Raw genomic sequence first — 24,817 nt, forward strand, 5'->3', positions numbered from 1 at the left:
ACAGAGGGCGCGGGGTGGTCCGGCAGCTGAGCACCGGACCACCCCGCGCCGTGACGCCTACTTCTCGGTGACTCCCGCCGAGTCGAACGTCGCCACCTCGTGCATGGCCCTGGCCGTGCTCTGTACCAGCGGCAGGGCGAGGAGCGCACCCGTGCCCTCGCCCAGGCGCAGGTCGAGGTCGACCAGCGGGCGCAGGCCCAGCTTGTTGAGGGCGGCCACGTGGCCCGGTTCGGCGCTGCGGTGGCCCGCGATGCAGGCCGCGAGGACCTCGGGGGCGATGGCGCGGGCCACGAGGGCCGCGGCGCCGGCGCTGACGCCGTCCAGGATCACCGGCGTACGCAGGGACGCGCCACCGAGGAGCAGGCCGACCATGGCCGCGTGCTCGAAGCCGCCGATGGCCGCGAGGACCCCGATCGGGTCGGCCGGGTCCGGCTGGTGGAGTTCCAGGGCGCGGCGGACGACCTCGGTCTTGCGGGCCAGCGTCTCGTCGTTGATGCCGGTACCGCGGCCGGTGACCTCCGCCGGGTCGGCACCGGTGAAGACGGAGATCAACGCGGCGGACGCCGTGGTGTTGGCGATGCCCATCTCGCCGGTGAGCAGCGCCTTGTTGCCTGCCGCCACGAGGTCGCGGGCGGTCTCGATGCCGACCTCGATGGCCGCCTTGGCCTCCTCGCGGGTCATCGCGGGCCCGGTGGTCATGTCGGACGTGCCGCCGCGGATCTTGCGGGGCAGCAGGCCCGGGGTGGCGGGAAGGTCGGCGGCGACACCGACGTCCACCACGCACACCTCGGCGCCGACCTGGCCCGCGAAGGCGTTGCAGACCGCTCCCCCGCCGAGGAAGTTGGCCACCATCTGGGCGGTGACCTCCTGCGGCCAGGGAGTGACGCCCTGGGCGTGCACGCCGTGGTCACCGGCGAAGATGGCCACGGCCGCGGGCTCCGGGATCGGCGGCGGGCACTGCCGGGACAGCCCGGACAGCTGCGCGGAGATGATCTCCAGCATGCCGAGCGCGCCGGCCGGCTTGGTCATGCGCTTCTGGCGTTCCCAGGCCTCGCCGAGGGCCTTGGCGTCGAGCGGGCGGATCTGAGCGACGGTCTCGGCAAGCAGGTCGTGGGGTTCCTCTCCGGGCAGGGCGCGGCGGCCGTACGTCTCCTCGTGCACCACCCAGGACAGGGGGCGTCGCTTGGACCAGCCGGCCTGCATCAGCTCGGGCTCGTCCGGGAACTCGTCGACGTACCCGACGCACAGGTAGGCGACGACCTCCAGGTGCTCGGGCAGGCCGAGCGCGCGGACCATCTCCCGCTCGTCGAAGAAGCTGACCCAGCCGACGCCGAGGCCTTCGGCGCGGGCGGCGAGCCAGAGGTTCTCCACCGCGAGCGCCGAGGAGTAGGGCGCCATCTGCGGCTGGGTGTAGCGGCCGAGGGTGTGGCGGCCGCCACGGGTGGGGTCGGCGGTGACGACGATGTTGACCGGGGTGTCGAGGATGGCCTCGATCTTCAGTTCCTTGAACTGCTTGGCCCGGCCCTTGGGCAGCGACTTGGCGTACGCCTCGCGCTGTCTCATCGCCAGTTCGTGCATCGTCCGCCGGGTGTCGGCGGACCGGATGACGACGAAGTCCCAGGGCTGCGAGTGGCCCACGGAGGGCGCCGTGTGGGCGGCCTCCAGGACGCGCAGCAGCACCTCGTGCGGGATGGGGTCGCTGCGGAAGCCGTTGCGGATGTCGCGGCGCTCACGCATGACCTTCAGGACGGCCTCGCGTTCGGCGTCGGCGTAGCCGGGCGCGGCGGGGCCGGTGGGCTGGGGTGCGTCCGCCACGGCGGCCCCGCTCTCTTCTTCCTGGTCGGCGGCCCTGGTCTGCAGGTCCTCCGCTTGCTGTACGACATCGGGGGCGTGCTCCGCGTCCGACGCCACCGGTAGGGGAGCCGGCTCGCCGTCCCGCGGCGCCGGGACCGTGGCCATCTGCTCCTGCGCGTTCTCCGTGGGGAGGACCAGGGGCTGCGGCGGGGTCGGCGCCAGGTGCGGGGTGGTGGGCACCTGGCCCTCGACCGGAACGAACTGTCCGAACGGCTGCTCCGGCACCGGGGAGGGCAGCGGCTCGCTCGGGTCGGCGAGGGCCGGCTGCTCGGGCGTCTCCGGCCGGGCGGCAAAACCGTCGGCCGGGCCGGCCGGCGCGGGCTCGGCCTCGGCGGCGGGCTGCACCGGGGCGACGTCGGTGCCCGGCGCGGCGACGGCCTCGGCGGTGGGCCGGGTCTGCGGGCCGGCGGGGTCACCGGGGCCGGCCACGGGGACCGCTTCGGTGGCGGCGACCTGGTGGGCCGCGTCCGGCGCGGCCGGCTCGGGCTGGGCCGGCGGCACACCGGCGGCCTGGGCCGGCAGGGCGCCGGGCCGGACCTCGGCGGCGGGCGCGGCGGGTTCGGCCGGGTGGGGGCCCTGTGCCGGGTGGAGGTGCGGCTGGGGCGCGTCGGCGATCTCCGCGGCGACCGGCGCCGGTACGGCGTCCTGGGCCGGGTGGGCGGCAAGAGCCTCTGCCGCCACGGACTCCGCCACCGGCACCGGGACGCCGGCCTCGGTCCCGGCCGTCGGCTCGGGTGCCGGTACGGCTTCCGGCACGGCCGTCGGCTCGGGTGCCGGTACGGCTTGGGCGGCGGGCGCGGGCTGCGGCGCGGCGGGCTGGGTGTCCACGTCCACCGTGCCGGGCGGGGTGTCGACCGCGCCGACCTGCGGCTCCGCGGCGACGGAGGTGTTCGGGTCGAGCTGCGCGGGGGTCACGGCCTCACCCTGGGCCACCACGGCCTCCGGGGCGACCTGGGCCGGGTCCGACCCCTCCGGCAGGGGAACGGTGTCCGTGGTCTGCGTGGCGACGGCACCCCCGGTGACGGAGCCCGCGTCGGCGGCGCCCGGTGCGGGGGCGCCCAAGGCCTCCTGCGGCACGCCGTCACCCTGTCCCGGCCGTGCCGTCTCCGAGGGCTGAGCGGGCTCGGGCATCCCGGCGGCGAGCTCGACGGCCTCCGGCGCCTGCCCCGGCACGGCATGGACGTCCGCGTTCGGGTGCGCACCCGGTCCGGCCGGGTTCGCCGGCGCCTCCGGCGCGGGGACGGCGGCGTCCGCCTGCGCCACGGCCACCGGTGCGGCCTCGGAAACGGCGGGCCCTGCCTCCGTCACCGCCTCGGCGCCGGTCGCTGGCGAGCCGTCACCCGCGGCACCGCCGGCGGCGGCGAGTCCACCCTCAACGGCGGCCGCGACCTCGGCGGCCTGCGCGCCGGGCGCGCCCTGGCCGACCTCGGTGGAAGACTGCGGGCTGCCCTCCGGCGCGTGCTCCACCACGAACGGCGGGACGCCCTCGGGAGCAGCGCCCGCGGGCGCCGTGTACACGCCGTCGTGCCCGTGCACGGGCTGTACGCCGTCGTGGCCGTGCACCACCTGGGCCGCGCCCGGGGCCTGCGCGGCCGCCTGGTGGGTGAGGCGGGCGACGGCGGCCTGGGCGGCGCCGGACGGCTCGGCCCGGTCGGTGGCGTCCGCGGAGACGGCGGCCGGGTCAACCGTTTCGGCAGCCGGTGTCCGTACGCCGGCCTGGGCCACGGCGGCCGCCTCCGGTGCGACGGCGGGCGCCGCGCCCCAGGGGGCCGCGCTCTGCGGGGCCATGTCGTGCAGCGGCTGCGCGTCGAGGTACTCGGGGCCGACCGTGGCCGGGCCGGGCTGCCGTACCGGCGCTCCGGCGGGTCCGCGGTCGGCGAGGGAGCGGACCGGGCTGGCGGAGGCGTCGGGGATCGGCGGGCCGAGGTGCAGTGGCCGGCGCGGCGGCTGCGGGGCGGCCGACTGGTCCTGCGGGGCCGTGAGGACGGGCGACGGCGGCACCGAGGCCGGGGCCGGGCTCGGCAGGCGGACGCCGCTGAGGTCGACGGAGCCGCTGTCGCGGCCGGACGTCTCGTGCGGGCCCGGCTCGTGGACGGCCTCGACGACCGGTTCCGGAGCGGGTGGCGGCACCTCGTTGCCCCACGCCCCCTGGGCACCCGGCAGCAGCAGGTCTTCGTCCTCGGCGGGTGCTTCGGAGAGGTAGGCGTACGCACCGTGCGCGGCGACGCCCGGCTGCTCCACCATGCCTGCGCTCTCCGGCTGTCCCTCGCCCGGGCCCTGGCCGGTGTCGGTCATGCGTACCCCTCGCCCATCGGTTTAGTGCTCCTACGACCAGCTCACCCGGAACGGCGCGCCGACCGCCCGTAGTGAAGAACGAGCGTCCGCGCCCAGCGGCACGAACGACCCGCCGGAAAAGGCGACAAAGCCATTCAGTGGCATTGTCCCGGCCGTCCCGCCGTCGCGACAGCATGATCCGCGACAGCCCGCTGTGGACTGCGCCACGTTGCGCGTCCTCCGGTCTCGCAGTACCACACCCACCCCAAAACGGGCGTGCTTTCCGGACATTGGCGAACGAAGTTCCGGGCCGCCCGGTGCGGTACAACGATCGGCCAGCCTACCGCGCGCAGTACGACAACAGGATCACGGGTTGCGATCCGGGAGAACACCGCTGAGCAGGAACGCCACGCTCCGCTCGGTCTCGGTCCAGGCCCGGGTGTCGAGTTCGACGGACTGCAGCAGCGCGCACTCGACCCGGTATCCGTGCTCCGTCAGGTCGCGACCGACGAGTTCGGCCGCGTCGCGGGTCGCTGCGTGCGTGACGATGCGCTGCGGGCGCCGGTCGGCGACCGCGGAGACGACGGCCGCTCCCCCGCCGCCGACCCGGACGACGTCCGGCTCGGGCAGGTTCTCCAGGACGTACGGCGCGGTGCCCTGGACCACCTGGAGTTGAACGCCGGACCGCCGCGCGGCCGCGTCGGTCCGGGCGCAGGCGCCCGGGTCCCGGTCGACGGCGATGACGGCCGCTCCGGCGCGTGCGGCCTCGGCGGCGAACGCGCCGGAGCCGCAGCCGATGTCCCAGACGAGGTCGCCGACCCGGGGGCCGAGGCGGGCGAGTTGGGCGGCGCGCAGCAGTTCCGTCTCGCCCTCGCCGAGGCCGCCGCCGTAGGACTCGTCGGGCTGGACCCAGCCGCGCGGACCGGCGCCCGGGTCGCGGCCGGCGATCCAGCCGCCGCTGTCCGCCGCGACGCCTCTTCCGGCGGGGCCGCCGATGACGATGACGACGTTGGGATCGCGCCAGGTGTGGTCGGCGGCCGTGTCGGAGGTGACGACGGTGACCTGCTCGCGCTCGGTGCCGAGTTCCTCGCAGATGACGAAGGTCCGGTGGACGCCCTCCAGCAGGAGCCCGAGTTCGGCGGGTCCGGCACCCGGGGCGGTGAGGACGGCGACCTTGGTGTGGGCGCGGCAGACGTTCACGGCCCGGCGCAGGGTGCGCGGGTGGGCGACGACGACCTGGGCGTCGTCCCAGGGCATGCCGGCGCGGGCGAAGGCGGCTGCCACGGAGGAGACGGCGGGGACGACCTCGACCTCCAGGCCGAACTCCGGGGCGCGCAGGGTGCGTACGACGCCGAAGAATCCGGGGTCACCGTCGGCGAGCACGACCGCGGTGCCGCGGTGGGCGGCGATCCGGCGGGCGGCGAGCGCGATGCTGCCCAGGCGGACGCGTTCGGCGGCGGGCGGGACCTCGGGCAGCGCCAGGTGGTGGGCCGCGCCGGCCACCAGCGTGGCGGCGCCGAGGGCGGCGCGTGCCGCGGCGGTCAGCGGCGAGCCGTCCCAGCCGATCACCGTGACCCGGTCGGCCATCGTCGTTTCACTCCAGGTCTTCGCAGGTCCTCAGGGGTACGGGCCCTTAGCCGGGCCCCCTGAGCGTACCCGGTGAGGCGCGGGGGCTCAGTTCCAGTCGGAGTACGAGGTGAATCCGCCCGTGTCGGCCAGCTGCTCGCCGGCCCCGGCCAGGTCCTCGGGCAGCAGGCTCCAGACGATGACGTCGGTGCGGACGTCCGTCCACGCGCCGTCCTCCGTCCTGCTCCGGGCTATCCAGGCCCCTCGCAGTACGCCCTCGCTGATGCAGCCGATCTTCTGGGCGACCTGCTGGGAGGCGGTGTTGTCGGCGGCGGTGCGCAGCTCCAGCCGCTCGAACCCCTGCTCGCCGAAGAGCCACTGTGCGGTGGCCAGCGCGGCCTCCGAGGCATAGCCCTCACCGCGGGCCCACGGGGCGATGACGTAGGCGATCTCCGTGGAGCGCACCCGCCAGTCGGTGTTGCGCAGATGGACGGTGCCGACCAGGCGCTGGGTGAGGAACTCGTCGACGGCGAACACGATCCCGCGGCCCCCGGCGCGTTCGGCGGGGGCCTGTGTGGTGATCCAGCCCCGGGCGTCGGCCTCCGTGTAGGGCTGCGGGACGGAGGTCCAGGCGGTGACCAGTTCGTCGTTCATCATCTCGGCGAAGGCCGCGATGTCGGATTCCTCGAAGGGGCGCAGGACCAACCGCTCCGTGCTGATGGAGACGTTGGGAAAGGTGCCAGTCATGCGCCGCTCCGTAACTTCGGAAAAACCGTCAGGGCCTGCTGAACTGCCCAGCATGCAGCATGAAACCACTGAACCGCACGACGGGGTCCACCCCGGGTGAGGGAGCGGACCCCGTGCGTCGCGAAACGCCGTATACGTACCGTCAGCTGCCGGTGACCGGCGGGACGGACCCGTTTGCGCGTCGTCCTCCGGTCACCCGTCGGCCGGTGTCAGAACGACGGAATGACCGAGCCCTGGTACTTGTCCTCGATGAACTTCTTCACCTCGGGTGAGACCAGAAGCTTGGCGAGCTTCTTGACCCGCGGGTCCTTCTCGTTGCCCTTCTTCACGGCGAGGAAGTTGGCGTACGGGTTGTCCTTCGCGGACTCCAGGAGGATCGCGTCCTTGGCGGGCTTCAGGCCCGCGGAGATGGCGTAGTTGCCGTTGACGACGGCGGCGTCCACGTCGTCCAGGGAGCGCGGGGTCTGGGCCGCCTCGACCTCCTTGAACTTGAGGTTCTTGGGGTTGTCGGCGATGTCCTGCGGGGTGGCCTCGTTGCCGACGCCGGACTTGAGGGTGATGAGCCCGTTGGCCGCGAGCAGCTTCAGCGCACGGGCCTCGTTGACGGCGTCGTTCGGGACGGCGATGGTCGCACCGCTCTTCAGGGCGTCGGCCTTCTTGACCTTGTGGGAGTAGAGGCCGAGCGGCTCCAGGTGCACCGTGACGACCGGCACGATGTGGGTGCCGCGCTTCGTGTTGAAGTCGTCCAGGTACGGCTGGTTCTGGAAGTAGTTGGCGTCCACCGAGCCGTCCTCGGTCGCCGTGTTCGGCGTGATGTAGTCGGTGAACTCCTTGACCTCCAGGTCGAGGCCCGCCTTCTTCGCCAGGTTCTTCTTGACGAAGTTCAGGATCTCGGCGTGCGGGGTCGGGCTCGCGGCGACGACCAGCGGACCGCTGTAGTCGTGCGAGCTGGAGGAGCTGCCGGAGCCGCAGGCGGTCAGCCCGAAGGTGAGGGCTCCGGCGGCGAGGACGGCGGTGGTGAGCTTGGCGGTGTTACGCACGAAAAGTGCCTTTCCTTAAGGGTGGTGCGACCCCGTGTACGGGTGAACGGGGAGTCTGTGGGTGCCGGACACGGCAGGTGCGCTAGGCGACCTTGCCGACGTCGGCCGCCGCGGGCTCCTTGGCCTTCAGCAGGCGGAGCTTCGGCGCCGGGCCCGAGCGGCCGCCGCGGCTGTGCAGGGAGCGGGCGGCGAGGTCGCCGGCGAACTGGATCAGGGAGATCACGACGGCGAGGACCGCGACGGTGATCCACATCAGCTGGGTCTCGAAGCGCTGGTAGCCGTAGCGGACGGCGAGGTCGCCGAGACCGCCGCCGCCGACCGTGCCGGCCATGGCGGAGTAGCCGATGAGGGCGATGATCGTGGTCGTGGTGCTGGCTATCAGCGAGGGCAGGGCCTCCGGGACGAGGACCTTGCGCACGATCGTCCAGGTGCTGCCGCCCATGGACTGCACGGCCTCGACGAGACCGTTGTCCACTTCGCGGACGGCCGTCTCGACCAGCCGGGCGAAGAAGGGGATGCCGCCGATGGCGAGCGGCACGATCGCGGCGGTCGTACCGATCGTCGTCCCGGTGACCCAGCGCGTGAAGCTCATCAGCGCGACCATCAGGATGATGAACGGCATGGACCGGCCGATGTTCACGATCTGGCCGATCACCTTGTTGGCGAGGACGTTCTGCAGCAGACCGCCCCGGTCCGTGAGGACGAGGAGGATGCCGAGCGGGAGGCCGACGGCGACGGCGATCAGGGTGGACCACAGCACCATCTGGAAGGTCTCGGTACACGACTGCGACAGCAGCGGCTGCATCTCGGACCAGGTCACTTCGCACCTTCCTTCACCAGCAGAGCCTCCTGGCCCACCACGTCGATCTGCAGGCCCTGTTCACGCAGGAACCCGATCGGCACCACGTTGTCCTCGTAGTGGCCGGGCAGTTCGATGCGCATCCGGCCGATCTGAAGGCCGCCGACGGTGTCGATGGCGGCGCCGAGGATCGAGATGTCGATGTTGTAGGTGCGCGCCAACTGGGAGACGACCGGCTGGGTCGCGGCCTCACCGTGGAAGGTGACGTCGAGGACGGTGCGGTCGGCGCCCGCGCCCTCGCCGCTCACGGGGAACAGCGCGGCGGCGAGCTCCGAGCCCGGGGTGGCCAGCAGTTCGCTGACGGTGCCGGACTCCACGATCCGGCCCTTCTCCATGAGGGCGGCGGAGTCGCAGATCGACTTCACGACGTCCATCTCGTGGGTGATGAGCAGGACGGTCAGACCCAGCTGCCGGTTCAGGTCGCGCAGCAACTGGAGGATGGAGCGGGTGGTCTCGGGGTCGAGGGCGCTGGTGGCCTCGTCGGAGAGCAGCACCTTGGGGTCGCCGGCAAGGGCGCGGGCGATGCCGACGCGCTGCTTCTGGCCGCCGGAGAGCTGGGCCGGGTAGGCCCTGGCCTTGTCGGCGAGGCCGACCAGGTCGAGCAGTTCCAGGGCCTTGCGGGAGCGTTCCTTCCCGGAGGCGCCGAGGATCTCCAGCGGCAGCTCGACGTTGTCCTGCACGGTCCGCGAGGACAGCAGGTTGAAGTGCTGGAAGACCATGCCGATCCCGCTGCGCGCCCGGCGCAGCTCCCTGCCGGCGCGCGGTCCGCGGCCGGCGAGGGCTGTGAGGTCCTGTCCGGCGACGGTCACGGTGCCGGAGGTGGGGCGCTCCAGCAGGTTGACGCAGCGGATGAGGGAGGACTTGCCGGCGCCGGACTGGCCGATGACGCCGTAGACCTCGCCTTCGCGGACGTGGAGATCGACGCCGTCGAGGGCGGTGACCTCACGGCCGCGGGAGCGGTAGACCTTGGTCAGGCCCGAGGTGGTGATCACAGGATTTCCGTCACTGTCGAGTGCGCGGGCGTGGGTGTGCCCGGGCACGGGTGCATGCGGTCGAGGCATGAGTGGGGTTACGTCTCGTACGGCCTACGGCGCACGGACATGCCACGGCTCTCGCTTCGGGGCGCGAGCTCAGCTGATGCGGGGGCCCTCTAGAAGGCGCACATTCGACACATCAGGCGACACATACAACGAGCACCGGGCGTCATGGTCGCCTCGGTCGCAAGGGTGCGGCAGCTCGTCGTGGTCATGCGATCAGTAAAGCAGACGTACGGTCCTGACCGGTCACCGCTGTCCGGATAGTGGACAGCGGCGGACAGTCCGGACCGGGGCCTCAGCGGCGGACGGAGATCTCCACGCCCCGGTCGGTGACCAGTGCGGACAGGGCCGACAGGTCCCTGACCACGAGATCGGCGTCCAGCTCCGCCGCACGATGGGTTGTGGCCAACGCCACGGTGGTCATACCGGCGGCGCGGCCCGCCCGGAGTCCGGCCGGCGCGTCCTCGAAGACGACGCAGTGGGCCGGGTCGACGCCGAGCTGCCGGGCGGCGAGCAGGTAGGGCTCGGGATCGGGCTTGCCGCGCGTGATGTCGTCGGCGGCGATCAGCGTCTTGGGCAGGATGCCGACGGCGTCCAGGCGGGCCTCGGCGAGCCGCCGGGTGGCGGAGGTGACGACGGCCCACGCGTCGGCGGGCAGGGACTCGAGGAACTCCCGCGTGCCGGGCAGGAGCCGCACACCGCCGTCGGGTACGTCGTCCACCTCCAGCTGCTCGACGCGGGCGACCGCCTCCGGCACCAGGTGGGCGGGCAGCAGGTCGGCGATTATCTCGGCGGCGGGCCGCCCGTGCAGTGCCACGCGCCCGAACTCCTCGGCCGTGATCGCGTACTCCCTGGCCCAGCGGGTCCAGCAGCGCTCGACGGAGTCGAGGGTGGAGACGAGAGTGCCGTCGTTGTCGAACAGGAGGGCGTGCGCATGGATCGTCATGGTCTAGACCCTACGGTGTACGGCGGGGTCGGCGGCCGGGGCCCGTTTCGGGCGTAATAAGGTCACCGCATGCTCAATGCCCTGACGCTGGTGACCGGAGTCGCCGCGCTGCTGCTCGCCGCCTGGTGCGGCTGGGCCGCCCATCGGGACCAGCCGACCAAGGACTGGCACTTCATCGGCATGGCCGTGGTGTTCCTGCTGGCCCTGGTCCAGCTGGTGGTCGGCATCGTGCAGCTCGCGCGGGGCGAGAAGCCGGCGCAGGGCACGACGATCTTCGTGGCGTATCTGCTGGGCGCGTTCGCGTGCGTGCCGGCGGCGGGCTTCATGTCGCTGGCCGAGCGGACTCGCTGGGGCTCGGTGACCGTGGCCGCCGGCGGTGTGGTGCTCGCCGTGCTGGAGGTGCGGCTCTATGACATCTGGGGAGGCTGAGATGGCGGCGGTGGAGGGGAAGCCGACCCGGCTGATCAGCGGGCCGGGCATGCTGCTCGTCTGGTTCTACGGCGTGATGGTGGTCGGCGCGGTGTCGCGTTCGGCGTACCAGATCGGCACCGAGTTCGACCGGGCGCCACTCGCCTATGCATTGTCGGCGGTGGCGGGCGTGGTGTACGGGTTCATCACGTACACACTGGTCCGGGGCGGGGAGACCGCTCGGCGGGCGGCGTTGGTGTGCTGCGCCGCCGAGCTCGCGGGTGTGCTGATCGTCGGTACCTGGACGCTGGTCGACCGCTCGGCGTTTCCGGACGCGACCGTGTGGTCGTACTACGGCGCGGGGTACATCTTCATCCCGGTGCTGCTGCCGATCTCCGCGATGTACTGGTTGCGGAAGGCCCGGAACACGGTCACGCCGTAGCCGCGTACGTCCCCGCCTGCTTCTCCAGGATGATCAGCTCCACGCCGTCGTCGCCCTGGGAGCGGCCCACCGTCTCGTAGCCCGAGCGGCGGTACAGGCGGAGGTTGCCCTCGCTGCGGTGGCCGGTGAAGAGGCGGAACTTGGTGGCGCCCCGCTCCTCGACCAGCGCCGCTTCGGCCGCGCGGAGCAGCCTGGCACCGATGCCGTGGCCCTGCAGGCGGGGGTGAACGCAGAGCCTGCCGATGGCGGCGGCGCCGTCCTCGGCGACCTTGCCGCGCACCGAGCCGACCACCTCGTCGCCGAGCCGGGCGACGAAGACGCAGTCGGAGGCGACCTCCTGGCGGACGGAGTCCAGGGTTTGAACGAGCGGCTCGATGCGGTAGTTGCCGTACAGCGCCGCCTCGCTCTGGAAGCACAGGTACTGGAGCTTGAAGATCTGCTCCGCGTCCTGCTCGGTCGCCACCGAGATGGTCACGCTCATGCCCATGTGCGCACGCCTCCCGCTCACCTGATCACCTGTCGTCCCCACTCCTATCCCCGCGCTTCGCGAGCCGCAACCTCCGGCGTCAGCAATCGGCGGAGACATCCCAGACATCTGGAGCGTTCCGGGCCAAGACTGCCCTGTGAGATACCCAACTCCCCCGCGATCTCCCGGTATGTGAGGTCCTTCGGGGACAGCAGGGCTTCGATGATCCGGGGGCAGCGGCCGGGCAGGCGGCGCACCGCGTCACGCAGGGCACGGTGCCGGGCGGCGGCGAGGGCGAGCTGCTCCGGGCCGGGGCCGGCGTCGTCGGCCGGCTCGACGGTGTACGGCCGTTCGCGACGGGTGGTACGACGGCTGCGGCGGGCCTCGGCGCGGACGGCCTTGCGCAGCCAGCCCTCGGGATCCAGCGGCGGCCCGTCGCTGTCCAGGCGCTCCAGCAGCCGGAGCCAGACGGCCTGCTCCAGGTCGCCCGGCTCGCTTCCGGCGGCATATGCCTCGGCCGAGGCCTCTGCGGTGAGCAGCGGGTGCAGGGCGGCTACCAAGTCGTACGTCATATGCGGAACGACGCGCCGCCCCGGGGGCAGGTTTCCGGGGCGGCGCGGAGTCAGCCCGAACGAGGGTGCCGACGGGGCAACTCGTTGACGGCGCCGGCCGGCTGGGCGGCCGGGCTCAGCCCGCCAGGAAGTCGGCGCGGGCGAGCAGGCCGGTGTCGGCGTTGTCGGTGAAGACACCGTCGATGCCGGTGGCGAAGTAGGTCTTGAAGGCGCCGAAGGAGTCGCCGTAGGCGTCGGCCGCACCGCCCTTGCGGTACTCGGCCGGGAGGAACGGGTTCTCGTTGCGCATGGTGTAGGGGTGCAGGACCAGACCCACCTTGTGCGCGTCGGAGACCAGGGTGCTCGGCTTGGCCAGGGTGCCGTCCGCGTTCTTGGGGATGATCAGGTCGAGGGTCGGGCCGATGCCCTGCGCGTAGCCGGCGATCTCCCTGAGGCCCTTGGGCGTGATCAGGTCGGCCACCGTGCGCGGGTCGCCCGCCTCGACGAAGTCGTAGGGGCGGCTGTCCGCCGAGGAGAGCAGCACGACGAGCGGGTTGTCGACCAGCTGGTTCAGCTTCTGGATGCTGCTGGGCTCGAAGGACTGCAGGATGACGGGCGAGTTCCGGCCGTCCTTGCCGTACTTGCGCAGCAGCTTGGCCACCCGCTCCTCCAGGCCGAGGCCGAGCCCCCGGAAGTAGGTGGGGTGCTTGGTCTCGGGGTAGATCCAGACCTGCTTGCCGCGCTTGCGGGTCTGCTCGTCCTGCCACTTCAGGACCTCTTCGAACGTGGGTATCTCCCAGCGCCCGTTGTAGAGGGTGTTGTGCGGCCGGTTGGCGGGGATGCGCTCGACGGCACGCAGGGTCTTCAGCTCGGCGAGGGTGAAGTCCTCGGTGAACCAGCCGGTGGTGGCCACCCCGTCCAGCATCTTGGTGGTCTTGCGGTCGGCGAACTCCGGGTGCGAGGCGACGTCCGTGGTCCCGCCGATCTCCGGCTCGTGCCGGCAGACGAGATGGCCGTCCTTGGTGGGCACCAGGTCACCGGCCTCGACCACGTCGGCGCCCAGGTCGAGCGCCAGGTTGTACGAGCCGAAGGTGTGCTCCGGGCGGTAGCCGCTGGTCCCGCGGTGGCCGATGATCGTCGGCACCGGCAAGCTCTTCAGCCCCCGGCCGCCCTGCCCGGCCGTCCGGGCCTCGGCGGCCTCGGCCGCGCCCGGCAGCCCGAGGACCGCTCCGCTCGCGCCGAACACCGCCGCGCCGAGGATCGCCCGCCGCCCGGTGCCCTGGTTCTTCTCGTTCGCCTGGTCGCTGCGCATCAGCGCCCTCCTGCCGTCCGCTCTTGAGTGCGGGCCGATCGTAGGGTCGTGGACATGGCCTCAGGGAGTCCTGGGCCGGAACGCGGGGGTGATGCCGTGTGTCGTGTGGGAGGCACGGGGTGACGGCCCGTCGGCTGCGGCGGCCGGGCCGGGGCGGGGCGAGGCGGCCGAGTGAGTGACTGCCGCGCGCGACATCCGTCACATCGCCGCCGGGGGGTCACGCCCCGTCTTCGGCACGCCACCGCAGGTAAACCCGTGTCAACACTTCGTAAGACCTCGGTGAACCGGGCGTACCCGATGTGCGCCCGCACGGTGCCCGCGAGTAATGTCCTCACCTGCACAGACTCATATCGATCCCTCGACATCGGAGGACCCGTTGTCCCGCTTCGCGCTCATCAAGGCAGTGCTCGCACCGATCATGCGCCTGATGTTCCGCCCACAGGTGGAGGGCGTGGAGCACATTCCGGGGGAGGGCCCGGTCATCCTGGCCGGTAATCACCTCACGTTCATCGACTCGATCGTGCTGCCGCTCGTCACCAAGCGGCAGGTGTTCTTCATCGGCAAGGACGAGTACGTCACCGGCAAGGGCGTCAAGGGCCGGCTGATGGCCTGGTTCTTCACCGGCGTCGGCATGATCCCGGTGGACCGGGACGGTGCGAGCGGTGGTGTGGCCGCGCTGATGACCGGGCGGCGGATCCTGGAGGAGGGGAGGATCTTCGGGATCTACCCCGAGGGCACGCGTTCCCCCGACGGCCGGCTGTACCGGGGGCGCACCGGTATCGCGCGGCTGACGCTGATGACCGGTGCGCCGGTGGTGCCCTTCGCCATGATCGGAACGGACAAGTTGCAGCCGGGTGGGCGTGGGATTCCGCGGCCCGGCAAGGTCACCGTCCGCTTCGGTGAGGCGATGGAGTTCTCCCGGTACGAGGGGATGGATCGGGACCGGTATGTGCTGCGGGCCGTGACCGACTCCGTGATGGCCGAGGTCATGCGGCTGTCGGGGCAGGAGTACGTGGACATGTATGCGACGAAGGCCAAGGCGGCCTGATCGCCTTCGGGGGCGGGACCCCCTGCGGGTGCCGCTGCGCTGAGGTGCCTCGCGCCCACGCGGCCGGAGCCGCAGGCCGGCGCAGCCCCGGCCGCCCCTTTCGGGGCGCCTCGCTCACCCTGCGTTTTCCAGGCGCTGCCCCCTCAGCAGGAACCATGCCGCCACCGCCGTCGCCAGCAGGACCGCCGCTCCCGCACCGGAGGCCAGGCGCAGGCCGTGGACGAAGGCCTCCCGGGCCGCTGCCAGCATCTGCTGGGCCGTGTGCGGAGGCATCTCGGTTGCCGCCTCCACTGCCGCGCCCAGTGATTCGTGTGCCCGGGCCGGGGTGCCGGTCGGGCCGGTGAAGGCACGGTAGGCGCCCGTCACGATCGAGCCCAGCAGGGCGATGCCCAGGGCCGCGCCCAGTTCGTACGCCGTCTCGGAGACCGCCGAGGCGGCGCCCGCCTGTTCCCTGGGCACGCTGGAGAGGATCACGTCGGCCGTGACCGTGAACGAGAAGCCGGCGCCGATGCCCACCACCAGCAGCGCGGCGCCGAGGACCGGGTAGCCGGTGGACCGGTCGAGCGTGGTCAGCGCGGCCAGGGCCACGCCGACCGCCGCCAGCCCGCCCGAGACCACCATGCGGACCGAGAAGCGTCGGGCCGCGCGGCCCGCGACCAGTCCGGCCGCCACCGCGCCGACCGCGGCGGGCAGTTCGGCGAGGCCCGCCTCGAACGGGCGCCTGTCCTGGACGAGTTGCAGGTACTGGGACAGGAAGAACACCAGACCGGACATGCCGAGCACGGTCAGCAGGTCGGCGAGGACCGCCCCGCCGAAACCGCGGCGCCTGAACAGCCGCATGTCCAGCAGCGGGGTCGGCATGGTGAGCTGGCGGTGCACGAAGCCGTAGAGTGCCGCCGCGCCCAGCAGGCCCGCGGCGAGCGTGGGACCGGTGACCCCGTGGGTGGCCGCCTCCTTGACCGCGTAGACGACGCCGATCATGCCGACCAGTGACAGGACCACGCTGAGCAGGTCCCAGGGGCCGGGATCGGGATTGCGGGACTCGGGCAGAGTGCGGATGCCGACCAGGACCAGCACCGCCATCACCGGCAGGTTGATGAGGAAGACCGAGCCCCACCAGAAGTGTTCGAGGAGGAAGCCGCCCGTGATGGGGCCGACGGCCGTGCCGGCGGACGCGGTCGCGCCCCAGACGCCGACGGCGAGGCTGCGTTCGCGCGGGTCGTGGAAGAGGTTGCGGATCAGGGCGAGGGTGGCGGGCATCAGGGTCGCGCCCGCGACGCCGAGCAGCGCCCGCGCCAGGATCATCAGTTCGGGAGTCGTGGCGTAGGCGTTGAGCACGGATATCGCGCCGAACGCCGTGGCCCCGCCGAGCAGGATCCGCTTACGGCCGATGCGGTCGCCGAGGCTGCCCATGGAGACCAGCAGACCGGCGATGACGAAGGAGTAGACGTCGCCGATCCACAGGAGCTGGGTGCCGGAGGGGTCAAGGTCTTCGCTGATGTAGGGAGTTGCCAGGCCGAGGACGGTGGCGTCGACGGCCACCAGCAGCACGGCCAGGACGAGGACGGAGAGCGCGAGCCAGCGGCCCGGGCGCTTCTCCACCTCCGCCGCGTGGGCCGGCTGCAGGGTGCTGGTCATGATTCCTCTCTTCGTGCAGCGCCGCCGAGCAGCAGCTCGGCGACCATCGTCGGAAAGTCCCGGGAGGCCACACGGCCGTCCAGGGTGGCCCAGGCGCAGGATGCGATCAGTCCGTACAGCGCCTCGGTGAGCCAGACCGGGGTCAGGTCGATACGGAACTCGCCCGTCTGCTGCCCGCGCTGGAAGAGCGCTCCGATGCGGGTGTCCAGGCGGAGCCAGCCGCCGTTCTGCCGATCGCCCTCCCACAGCTGGCTCTCGCCGTACAGGAAGGCCAGCAGACCGGCGGCGGGCTGGATCTCGCGTACCAGCCTGCGTACGGCCTCGCTCGCGGGCCCTTCGTCCAGCCGGGCGCGGTCCAGTGCCGCCTCGCACTCCTCGATGCCGCGCGCCTCCAGCGCCCGTACGAGCGCGTCACGCCCGGCGAAGTGCCGGTGCAGCGTGGCCCGGCTGATTCCGGCGGCCTTGGCGACCTCGTCCATGGTCGCGGTGGATTTGCGGGTCAGCAGGGCGGCGGCGCTGTGCAGCACCTGGTCACGGTCGAGGGCCATGAGACAAGAGTAACCCACATGAGACACTGATGTCTCAAAGAAGGCTTGAACGACTCATTCCTGCTGGTCGGCCGCAGGGTGCGGGATCAGTGCCAGGGCAGCTGTCCGCGCCGCTCCCAGTAGGCGCGCGGCTCCTCGGCGAGCGTGGCGAGGCGGGTCAGCTGGTCCGCGTCGAGGTCGACGGCGGGGGCGTGGAGGTTGGAGACGAGCTGGGTGACCGTCGCGGCGCCGGACAGGACCACGCCGGCCCAGGACTGGCGCAGGATCCAGGCGAGGGCCACGGCGTCGCAGCCGAGGCCGGCCTCCTCGGCGACGGTCCTCAGCGCCTCCGGGGCGTGCGGCGCGGCCAGCCGCCCGTTGGCCATGCCTTCCTTGACGATCACGGTGAGACCCGCGTCGTGCGCCTCGGCGAGCGCGGGGCCCGCCGACTTCTCGAGCACGTTGTACGTCGACTGGACGGTACGGAACAGGGGCTTGCCGTCCGCGGTGATCTCGAGGGCGGCACGGATGGCGTCGGCCTGGGCGGGACCGCTGGTGGAGAAGCCGATGGTGAGCCCCTGAGCCGCGGCCTCGGCGAGCCGGGTGTGCAGGTCCTTGTCGGTGAGGGCCGGGCTGTCCGGCGTCACCGAGTGGATCTGGTAGAGGTCGAGCCGGTCGCCGAGCAGGGCGTCGGTCTCGGCGCGCTGCCGCTCGTACGCGGCGAGGCTGTGGTCCTTGACCTCATGCTGTTCGGCCTCGGTGGACCAGCCGGCGGTGTAGGTGTAGCCCCACTTGCTGCCGACCACCACGTCGTCGAGGTCGGGGCGGGCGTTCAGCCAGTCGGCGAGGAACTCCTCCGAACGGCCGTAGGAGCGGGCCGCGTCGAAGTAGCGCACGCCCTGCGCGTAGGCGGCGTCGAGGAGTTCGTGGGTGCGGGTGCGCAGCGAGTCCGCGCTGCGGTTCTCCCCGAGGTCTTCCTCGCGGCCGAGGTTGATGTAGCCGGGGCGGCCGACTGCTGCGAGACCGAGTCCGATGTGGCAGGTGGGGGTTGTTGCTGTTGCCAGGCGGGCGAAGGGCATCGCGGGCTCCGTTCGGTCGGCTCCGGTACGGCCTCCGACCAACGTAACCCGCGATGACCTTCGGGTCCGCCTGAGGACTCGGTTCGTTCGGTGCTTTGGCGGGTGCAGGCGCGACGTGGTGTCTCGTGCGGTTCCCCGCGCCCCTGTCGGGGCGCCTCGGCTCAGCTCTTCCTCTTGGCTTGCGCCCACTCGTGCTGGGCCGCCACGTCGGCCTTGACCTCGGCCAGCTGGACGGCGACCGCGCTCGGGGCCGTACCGCCACGGCCGCTGCGGGAGGCCAGGGCACCGGGCACGTTGAGGACCGTGCGCACCTCCGGGGTGAGATGCGCGGAGATCTTCGCGAACTGCTCGTCCGTGAGGTCGTCCAGTTCCTTGCCCTCGGCCTCGGCGGCCTTCACGCACTCGCCGGCGACCTCGTGCGCCACACGGAACGGCACGCCCTGCTTGACCAGCCACTCGGCGATGTCGGTGGCGAGCGAGAAGCCGGCCGGGGCCAGCTCCTCCATGCGCTCGCGGTTGACGGTGAGGGTGGCGATCATGCCGGTGAAGGCGGGCAGCAGCACCTCCAGCTGGTCGCAGGAGTCGAAGACCGGCTCCTTGTCCTCCTGGAGGTCGCGGTTGTAGGCGAGGGGCAGGGCCTTGAGGGTGGCAAGGAGGCCCGTCAGGTTGCCGATCAGGCGGCCCGACTTGCCGCGTGCCAGCTCCGCGATGTCCGGGTTCTTCTTCTGCGGCATGATCGACGAGCCCGTGGAGAACGCGTCGTGCAGGGTCACGAAGGAGAACTCCTTCGTGTTCCAGATGATGATCTCCTCGGCGATCCGGGACAGGTTCACGCCGATCATCGCGGTGATGAAGGCGAACTCCGCCACGAAGTCACGCGAGGCCGTGCCGTCGATGGAGTTGCCGACGCTGCCGTGCTCGAAGCCGAGGTCCTGGGCCACCGCCTCGGGGTCCAGGCCCAGGGAGGAGCCGGCGAGGGCGCCGGAGCCGTAGGGCGAGACGGCCGTGCGCTCGTCCCACTGGCGCAGGCGCTCGGCGTCCCGGGACAGGGACTGGACGTGGGCGAGGACGTGGTGGGCGAAGAGGACCGGCTGGGCGTGCTGGAGGTGGGTGCGGCCGGGCATCGCGACGTCGGGGTGGGCCTCGGCGAGGCCGACCAGGGCGTCCTGGAGGTCGGCGATCAGGCCGCCGATCGTCCGGGCGTGGTCCCGGAGGTACATCCGGAAGAGGGTCGCCACCTGGTCGTTCCTCGACCGGCCGGCACGCAGTTTGCCGCCGAGGTCGGGGCCGAGGCGCTCCAGCAGGCCGCGCTCCAGCGCGGTGTGCACGTCCTCGTCGGCGATGGTGCCGACGAACGCGCCGGACGCCACGTCGGCCTCCAGCCGGCCGAGCCCGGCGATCATGCGGGTCAGCTCGTCCTCGGTGAGCAGGCCCGCCTTGTGCAGGACGCGTGCGTGGGCACGCGAACCGGCGATGTCGTACGGCGCGAGCCGCCAGTCGAAGTGGACGGACGCGGACAGCTTCGCCAGGGCCTCGGCGGGACCGTCGGCGAAACGGCCGCCCCAGAGCCGTACGTCACCGCTGCTGCTGCTCACTTGCGCTGCTCCTAGAGAGAGGGTGGTGGTTGAACCGTACTCAGGCCAGGTCCCGCCTGGCGGCGATCCTCGACGACAGGCCGTAGATGTCGATGAAGCCCCTGGCCGCGGCCTGGTCGAAGGTGTCGCCGGTGTCGTAGGTGGCGAGGTTGAAGTCGTACAGGGAGGACTCGGAGCGCCGGCCGGTGACGACCGCGCGGCCGCCGTGCAGGGTCATCCGGACGTCGCCGGAGACGTGCTGGTTGGCCTCGTCGATGAAGCCGTCCAGGGCGCGCTTGAGCGGGGAGAACCACTGGCCGTCGTAGACCAGTTCGCCCCAGCGCTGCTCGACCTGCCGCTTGTAGCGGGCGAGTTCGCGCTCCACGGTGACGTTCTCCAGCTCCTGGTGGGCGGTGATCAGGGCGATCGCGCCCGGAGCCTCGTACACCTCGCGGGACTTGATGCCGACGAGGCGGTCCTCGACCATGTCGATCCTGCCGATGCCCTGGGCACCGGCCCGCTCGTTGAGCTGCTGGATCGCCTGCAGGACGGTGACGGGCCCGCCGTCGATCGCGACCGGGACGCCCTCCTCGAAGGTGATGATCACCTCGTCCGCCTCGCGGGGCTCGGCCGGGTTGGCCGTGTACGCGTAGATGTCCTCGATCGGGGCGTTCCAGATGTCCTCCAGGAATCCCGTCTCGACGGCGCGCCCGAAGACGTTCTGGTCGATGGAGTACGGGGACTTCTTGGTGGTGGCGATCGGGAGCTGCTTGGCCTCGCAGAAGGCGATGGCCTTGTCCCGGGTCATGGCGTAGTCGCGGACCGGGGCGATGCACGTCAGGTCGGGGGCGAGGGCGACGATGCCGGCCTCGAAGCGGACCTGGTCGTTGCCCTTGCCGGTGCAGCCGTGGGCGACGGTCGTGGCGCCGTGCTTCTTGGCGGCGGCGACGAGGTGCTTGACGATCGTCGGCCGGGACAGGGCGGAGACCAGGGGGTAGCGGTCCATGTAGAGGGCGTTGGCCTTGATCGCCGGGAGGCAGTACTCGTCGGCGAACTCGTCCCTGGCGTCGGCCACCTCGGCCTCGACGGCACCGCAGGCGAGGGCGCGCTTGCGGATGACGTCCAGGTCCTCGCCGCCCTGGCCGACGTCCACCGCGACGGCGATGACCTCGGCGCCCGTCTCCTCGGCGATCCAGCCGATGGCGACGGAGGTGTCCAGACCGCCCGAATAGGCGAGTACGACGCGCTCGGTCACGGGTTTCTCCTCACACTGCACTTGCTGTCATGCATGAGTATGCAGAACTCTGCATGATTCGTCAATGGAGGCCGTGAGGTGGGGCGGGTGCGGGCGCGGGGCGAGCGGAGGAGACCGGGGCCGCAGGAGTTTCGAAAGAGGCACTGAACACCCGAAATCGCTTTCTCGTACCTCTCCACGAACGCGGGCGCCGCGTGCCGGTCATCGGCGCCCGGCGGCCGTGGTGCTGTCCGGCGCGGTGATCGCCGACACCCTGGCCGCCTGCACGCTCACCCGGTGAGGCAGCAGGCAGCCGTGGCCGCCCCGACCAGCGCCGGCCGGGGCGGCCACGGTGGGTCCGGACACGGCGCTTGCGAGATTTCCGCAGCCAGGCGAAGGAGTTGCGTCGATACTCGTTGGACATGGGAAAGACCTATGAGCGCATCGACGGCAGGCTCCGGACGTTCATCGAGGAGCAGCCCCTCTTCTTCACCGCGACCGCCCCGCTGTCCGGCGACGGCACGGTCAACCTCTCCCCCAAGGGCCTCAAGGGCTCCTTCGTCGTGCTGGACGAACTGACCGTGGCCTACCTCGACTTCGCCGGGTCCAACGCCGAGACCATCGCGCACCTCCGGGAGAACGGGCGGATCACCCTGATGTGGTGCGCCTTCCAGGGCCCACCGAACATCGTCCGCGTGCACGGCCGCGGCGAGCCGGTCTTCCGGGACGCCCCCCGCTTCAAGGAGCTGCTCGGCCACTTCCCGGAGATCGACCCGACCCTGCACGGCCTGCGCGCGATCATCGTCGTCCACGCCGAACTGGTCCGGGACAGCTGCGGGTACGCCGTCCCCCACATGGCGTACGAGAGCGACCGCGACCTGCACGCGAAGCGTTTCGCGCGGGAGGACGACGCATCGCTGGGCGCCTACTTCGAGAAGAAGGAACATGTCGCGACGAGCCTGGACGGACTACCCGGGCTGCCGTTGCCGCTCCCGCCGTCTAGCGTCTGAGCATGCGCCCCGGTGTCGTGCTGGCCCTCGTGTCCGCGTCCTCGCTCGCCCTGCTCGGTCTCGCACCGGGACCCCGGTCCGCGCCGCTGCCCGCGCTGATGGCGGACACCGGCGGCGGCAGCCAGCTGATCACCGCGCAGGCGCCGGACCCCGGCTCGACCTCGGGCACGCTCATCTGGTGGGACCTGAAGGACGGGCAGTGGGTGCGGGCCGGCACGGCACCCGCGCGGTTCGGAGCCAACGGGCTCGTCGAGGGCGGTTCACGCCGGCAGGGCACGAACACCACGCCGACCGGGCTGTACGACCTGCCCTTCGGCTTCGGGACCAAGGCGGCGCCGGGCGGAACGAGCGTCGAGTACCGGGCGGTGAAGGACGGTTCGTGGTGGTGCCAGGACAATGACTCGGCGTCCTACAACCGGTGGGTGGATCCCCTGCCGGGCGACTGCCGGGCCTCGGAGTCCGAGCACCTCGTCGCCTACCCGACGCAGTACACGTACGCGCTCGTGATCGGGTTCAACTACGACCAACCGGTGCGCGGGCGTGGCGCCGGCATCTTCTTGCATGTCAACGGTGCCGGCGCCACGGCTGGTTGTGTCTCGGTGCCGGAGGACGCGATGCGGCGGATGCTCCAGTGGGCGAAGCCCGGGAGGCGGCCGCACGTCGCCATCGGGACCGTGGCCGGCCTCACCGCTGTGACGCGGTACTGAAGCGGCGGACGCGCAGTGGACCGGGGGTGCGTCGGCGGCTGACCGTCGCCCTCGGCCGGTCACGCCCCCGCGGCGGAGCGGCGGATCGATGCAGCCCCGCACCCTCAGACGGGCAGAGTGACCCGGAACGTCGTGGATCCCGGGCTGCTCTCCAAGCCCACTGTCCCCCCATGCGCCTCCACCACGGCCGCCACGATCGACAGCCCCAGCCCGGCCCCGCCGCCCGGGGCGTCCACGCGCCGGCGGTGTTCCGCTCGGGTGAAGCGTTCGAAGACGCCGGGCTGGACCTCTTCGGGGACGCCGGGGCCGTCGTCGTGGACGGAGAGGACGGCCGTGTCGGCCACGGCTTCCAGGGTGATGGTCACCTTGGTGCCCACGGGTGTGTGCACACGCGCGTTGGCCAACAGGTTGGCCAAGACCTGTTGGAGGCGGTGGGCGTCGCCCGGCACCGTCACCGGGTCCTCGGGCAGGTCCAGGGTCCAGCGGTGGCCGGGACCGGTGGCCCGGGCGTCGGTGACCGCGTCCAGGACCAGATGGGTCAGGTCCACGGGGTGGCGCTCCAGCGGGCGGCCGGCGTCGAGACGGGCGAGCAGCAGAAGATCGTCCACCATCAGGCCCATGCGGGAGGACTCGGCGGCGATGCGCTGCAGGGCGCGGGTCACCTCCGGCGGCACCGGGCCCGGGTGGAGGAGGGCCAGTTCGGCGTGGCCGCGGACCGAGGCGACCGGGGTGCGCAGCTCATGGCTGGCGTCGGCGGCGAAGCGGCGCAACCGCTCCTCGCTCGCGTGCCGCTTGGTCAGCGCGTCCTCGACATGGCCGAGCATGCGGTTGAAGGCCGCGGCGACCCGGCCGACCTCGGTGCCCGGGTCGGCGTCCGGAGCGCGTGGTGGCAGCGCCACCTCGCCGCTGGCCAGCGGCAGCTCGCTGACCCGGGTGGCGGTGGCGGCGACCCGGCTGAGCGGCCGCAGCGACCAGCGCACCCACAGGCCCCCGGCCACCCCGGTCACCACCAGGGCCATGCCGAGGACGCTCGCCGCGACCAGTTCCAGCCGGTGGACGGTGGCCTCGACCCCCTCCAGCGGCAGGCCGACGATCAGCACGTCCCCGTCCCGGCCCGCGGTGGCGAGGACCCGGTAGTCGTGCAGTGCGGAGAGCCTGACGGTGCGGGCCCGGCCGTCGACCGGTACCCGGGCCAGCCGGGCGGCGTCCTGCGCGGTCAGGTCGACGGTCAGGTCCGCCGCCGGGTCACCGGAGCGGATCAGGCCCTTGTTGGTGACCGTGCCGTTCAGCAGGCGGGCACCGAAGGTGCCGGCGGCCATCTGGCGGGTGTCGCCGCGCTCGTCCCCGTCGTGGTCGTCGGGCAGCTTGCCGTTGTGCTCCAGGCTCTCGGGGAAACGGGTGCCGACCTGGGCGAGCTGCTCGTCCAGGCGCTGGGTGAGGAAGCCGTTCAGCTCGACGACCGCCGCCACGCCCACGGCCGCGCAGCTCACCGCCAGCAGCACCACCAGGCCGAAGGTGAGCCGGGCGCGCAGGGTGCGGGGGCGGGGCAGCCGGGTCAGGCGGTCACGGACGTTCGGACGGCTCACTTGGCCACCGGTTTCAGGACATAGCCCGCCCCGCGCACGGTGTGGATCATGGGCTCGCGGCCCGCGTCGACCTTCTTGCGCAGGTAGGAGATGTACAGCTCGACCACATGGGCCCGGCCGCCGAAGTCGTAGGACCAGACCCGGTCGAGGATCTGCGCCTTGCTGAGCACGCGGCGCGGGTTGCGCATGAGGAAGCGGAGCAGCTCGAACTCGGTCGGGGAGAGTTCGATCAGTTCACCGGCGCGGGTGACGTCGCGGGCCTCCTCGTCCATCACCAGGTCGCCCACGACGAGCCGCGGGCCCTCCTCCAGCTGCCGTGCCATGCCCGCGCGGCGCAGCAGGCCGCGCAGCCGGGCCACGACCTCCTCCAGGCTGAAGGGCTTGGTGACGTAGTCGTCGCCCCCCGCGGTGATCCCGGCGATTCGGTCCTCGACCGCGTCCCGGGCCGTGAGGAACAGGACACAGACGTCCGGCTTCACCTCGTGCAGCCGGCGCAGCACGGCGAAGCCGTCGGTGTCCGGGAGCATCACGTCCAGCACCACCGCGTCGGGCAGCAGCTCGCGCGCGCCGGCGACGGCCGAGGCGCCGTCCCCCGCCGCCCGCACCTCCCAGCCCTCGTAGCGCAGGGCGCCGGTGAGCACCTCCGCGAGGTCGGGGTCGTCGTCGACGACGAGGACGCGCAGCGGGGTGCCGTCGGGTCGGGTGAGGGCCGGGCGGCCGGAACGGGTGGTGTTCATAGCGCCTACCAGCATCACCCCTGGGAGGGGGTGGGGTGTACCGCCTCCGCTCTGAGTTTTCTCTGAGCGACTCGCCCGTCCGTTGAACCCCGTCTGAGAACTTCCTTTGAGTCTGCTCTCAAAGTGCCTGGTCACGGGGTCGCTCAGAGGTGTCTCAGAGCTTCGCCGCGCACAG

At 72.2% G+C, this 24,817-nt stretch carries 22 protein-coding genes; 5 read left to right on the top strand and 17 right to left on the bottom strand.

All coding sequences use genetic code 11. From position 1 onward, the window contains the following. Positions 1-57 precede the first annotated feature (57 nt). From cobT to AB0L59_RS24510, 7 genes are all read right to left on the bottom strand, one after another. On the bottom strand, positions 58-4,149 hold the full coding sequence (gene cobT / locus AB0L59_RS24480) for a nicotinate-nucleotide--dimethylbenzimidazole phosphoribosyltransferase (RefSeq protein ID WP_365587265.1): 4,092 nt from the start codon (positions 4,147-4,149) through the stop codon (positions 58-60). Between the two features lie 345 nt (positions 4,150-4,494). Beyond that, the gene (gene cbiE / locus AB0L59_RS24485) at positions 4,495-5,715 is read right to left on the bottom strand and encodes a precorrin-6y C5,15-methyltransferase (decarboxylating) subunit CbiE (RefSeq protein WP_365587267.1); all 1,221 of its coding nucleotides are present in this window, start codon (positions 5,713-5,715) and stop codon (positions 4,495-4,497) included. 87 nt (positions 5,716-5,802) lie between these two features. Then, positions 5,803-6,441, bottom strand: a complete 639-nt coding sequence (locus AB0L59_RS24490) for a GNAT family N-acetyltransferase (RefSeq protein ID WP_365587268.1) — start codon at positions 6,439-6,441, stop codon at positions 5,803-5,805. Positions 6,442-6,650: 209 nt separating this feature from the next. Continuing rightward, the gene (locus tag AB0L59_RS24495; RefSeq protein WP_365587271.1) at positions 6,651-7,481 is read right to left on the bottom strand and encodes a MetQ/NlpA family ABC transporter substrate-binding protein; all 831 of its coding nucleotides are present in this window, start codon (positions 7,479-7,481) and stop codon (positions 6,651-6,653) included. 82 nt (positions 7,482-7,563) lie between these two features. Then, positions 7,564-8,301 (bottom strand): methionine ABC transporter permease, encoded by a 738-nt coding sequence (locus AB0L59_RS24500; protein ID WP_365587273.1) that lies wholly within the window; start codon positions 8,299-8,301, stop codon positions 7,564-7,566. Beyond that, on the bottom strand, positions 8,298-9,332 hold the full coding sequence (locus tag AB0L59_RS24505) for an ATP-binding cassette domain-containing protein (RefSeq protein ID WP_365587276.1): 1,035 nt from the start codon (positions 9,330-9,332) through the stop codon (positions 8,298-8,300). Before AB0L59_RS24505 ends, AB0L59_RS24500 begins: the two co-directional genes overlap by 4 nt. Positions 9,333-9,672: 340 nt before the next feature. Next, positions 9,673-10,323, bottom strand: coding sequence for an HAD family hydrolase (locus AB0L59_RS24510; protein ID WP_365587279.1), 651 nt, complete (start codon positions 10,321-10,323; stop codon positions 9,673-9,675). Positions 10,324-10,392: 69 nt separating this feature from the next. On the opposite strand from AB0L59_RS24510, the gene AB0L59_RS24515 reads away from it, so the two are divergent. Beyond that, positions 10,393-10,752 (top strand): hypothetical protein, encoded by a 360-nt coding sequence (locus tag AB0L59_RS24515; protein ID WP_365587281.1) that lies wholly within the window; start codon positions 10,393-10,395, stop codon positions 10,750-10,752. Between the two features lies 1 nt (position 10,753). Beyond that, positions 10,754-11,173: a hypothetical protein gene (locus AB0L59_RS24520; RefSeq protein WP_365587425.1), complete on the top strand. Its 420-nt coding sequence runs from the start codon at positions 10,754-10,756 to the stop codon at positions 11,171-11,173. Here the strand turns inward: AB0L59_RS24520 and AB0L59_RS24525 are convergent. From AB0L59_RS24525 to AB0L59_RS24535, 3 genes are all read right to left on the bottom strand, one after another. Further along, positions 11,163-11,660 (bottom strand): GNAT family N-acetyltransferase, encoded by a 498-nt coding sequence (locus tag AB0L59_RS24525; protein WP_365587428.1) that lies wholly within the window; start codon positions 11,658-11,660, stop codon positions 11,163-11,165. The genes AB0L59_RS24520 and AB0L59_RS24525 overlap by 11 nt on opposite strands. 44 nt (positions 11,661-11,704) lie before the next feature. Then, positions 11,705-12,211: a sigma-70 family RNA polymerase sigma factor gene (locus tag AB0L59_RS24530; RefSeq protein ID WP_365587284.1), complete on the bottom strand. Its 507-nt coding sequence runs from the start codon at positions 12,209-12,211 to the stop codon at positions 11,705-11,707. 115 nt (positions 12,212-12,326) lie between these two features. After that, positions 12,327-13,502, bottom strand: coding sequence for a glycerophosphodiester phosphodiesterase (locus AB0L59_RS24535; RefSeq protein WP_365587287.1), 1,176 nt, complete (start codon positions 13,500-13,502; stop codon positions 12,327-12,329). A gap of 376 nt (positions 13,503-13,878) precedes the next feature. Here AB0L59_RS24535 and AB0L59_RS24540 point away from each other — a divergent pair, with 376 nt between their 5' ends. Beyond that, positions 13,879-14,550 carry a lysophospholipid acyltransferase family protein gene (locus tag AB0L59_RS24540; protein ID WP_365587289.1) on the top strand — a complete coding sequence of 224 codons (672 nt, stop codon included), beginning with the start codon at positions 13,879-13,881 and terminating at the stop codon, positions 14,548-14,550. A gap of 114 nt (positions 14,551-14,664) precedes the next feature. On the opposite strand, the gene AB0L59_RS24545 is transcribed toward AB0L59_RS24540, so the two are convergent. The 5 genes from AB0L59_RS24545 to AB0L59_RS24565 form a co-directional block, all read right to left on the bottom strand. Beyond that, positions 14,665-16,188, bottom strand: a complete 1,524-nt coding sequence (locus tag AB0L59_RS24545; RefSeq protein ID WP_365587292.1) for an MFS transporter — start codon at positions 16,186-16,188, stop codon at positions 14,665-14,667. Beyond that, on the bottom strand, positions 16,185-16,736 hold the full coding sequence (locus AB0L59_RS24550) for a helix-turn-helix domain-containing protein (protein ID WP_365587295.1): 552 nt from the start codon (positions 16,734-16,736) through the stop codon (positions 16,185-16,187). The genes AB0L59_RS24545 and AB0L59_RS24550 overlap by 4 nt, the downstream gene beginning before the upstream one ends. Before the next feature lie 86 nt (positions 16,737-16,822). Beyond that, complete coding sequence (locus tag AB0L59_RS24555; RefSeq protein ID WP_365587298.1) at positions 16,823-17,794, bottom strand: aldo/keto reductase; 972 nt, start codon at positions 17,792-17,794, stop codon at positions 16,823-16,825. A 161-nt stretch (positions 17,795-17,955) separates the two neighbouring features. Then, positions 17,956-19,389: an argininosuccinate lyase gene (argH, locus tag AB0L59_RS24560; RefSeq protein ID WP_365587301.1), complete on the bottom strand. Its 1,434-nt coding sequence runs from the start codon at positions 19,387-19,389 to the stop codon at positions 17,956-17,958. Between the two features lie 40 nt (positions 19,390-19,429). Further along, the gene (locus tag AB0L59_RS24565) at positions 19,430-20,623 is read right to left on the bottom strand and encodes an argininosuccinate synthase (RefSeq protein ID WP_365587304.1); all 1,194 of its coding nucleotides are present in this window, start codon (positions 20,621-20,623) and stop codon (positions 19,430-19,432) included. Positions 20,624-21,024: 401 nt separating this feature from the next. On the opposite strand from AB0L59_RS24565, the gene AB0L59_RS24570 reads away from it, so the two are divergent. Together AB0L59_RS24570 and AB0L59_RS24575 are read left to right on the top strand one after the other, a co-directional pair. Next, entirely contained in the window at positions 21,025-21,612 is a 588-nt protein-coding gene (locus AB0L59_RS24570; protein ID WP_365587307.1) for a pyridoxamine 5'-phosphate oxidase family protein, read from the top strand. A gap of 2 nt (positions 21,613-21,614) precedes the next feature. After that, positions 21,615-22,319: a L,D-transpeptidase family protein gene (locus AB0L59_RS24575; RefSeq protein WP_365587310.1), complete on the top strand. Its 705-nt coding sequence runs from the start codon at positions 21,615-21,617 to the stop codon at positions 22,317-22,319. Between the two features lie 104 nt (positions 22,320-22,423). On the opposite strand, the gene AB0L59_RS24580 is transcribed toward AB0L59_RS24575, so the two are convergent. Then, positions 22,424-23,905, bottom strand: a complete 1,482-nt coding sequence (locus AB0L59_RS24580; RefSeq protein ID WP_365587313.1) for a HAMP domain-containing sensor histidine kinase — start codon at positions 23,903-23,905, stop codon at positions 22,424-22,426. After that, entirely contained in the window at positions 23,902-24,642 is a 741-nt protein-coding gene (locus tag AB0L59_RS24585) for a response regulator transcription factor (RefSeq protein WP_365587316.1), read from the bottom strand. Before AB0L59_RS24585 ends, AB0L59_RS24580 begins: the two co-directional genes overlap by 4 nt. Positions 24,643-24,817 lie beyond the last annotated feature (175 nt).

Source organism: Streptomyces sp. NPDC052109, assembly GCF_040680195.1.
Classification (GTDB): Bacteria; Actinomycetota; Actinomycetes; order Streptomycetales; family Streptomycetaceae; genus Streptomyces.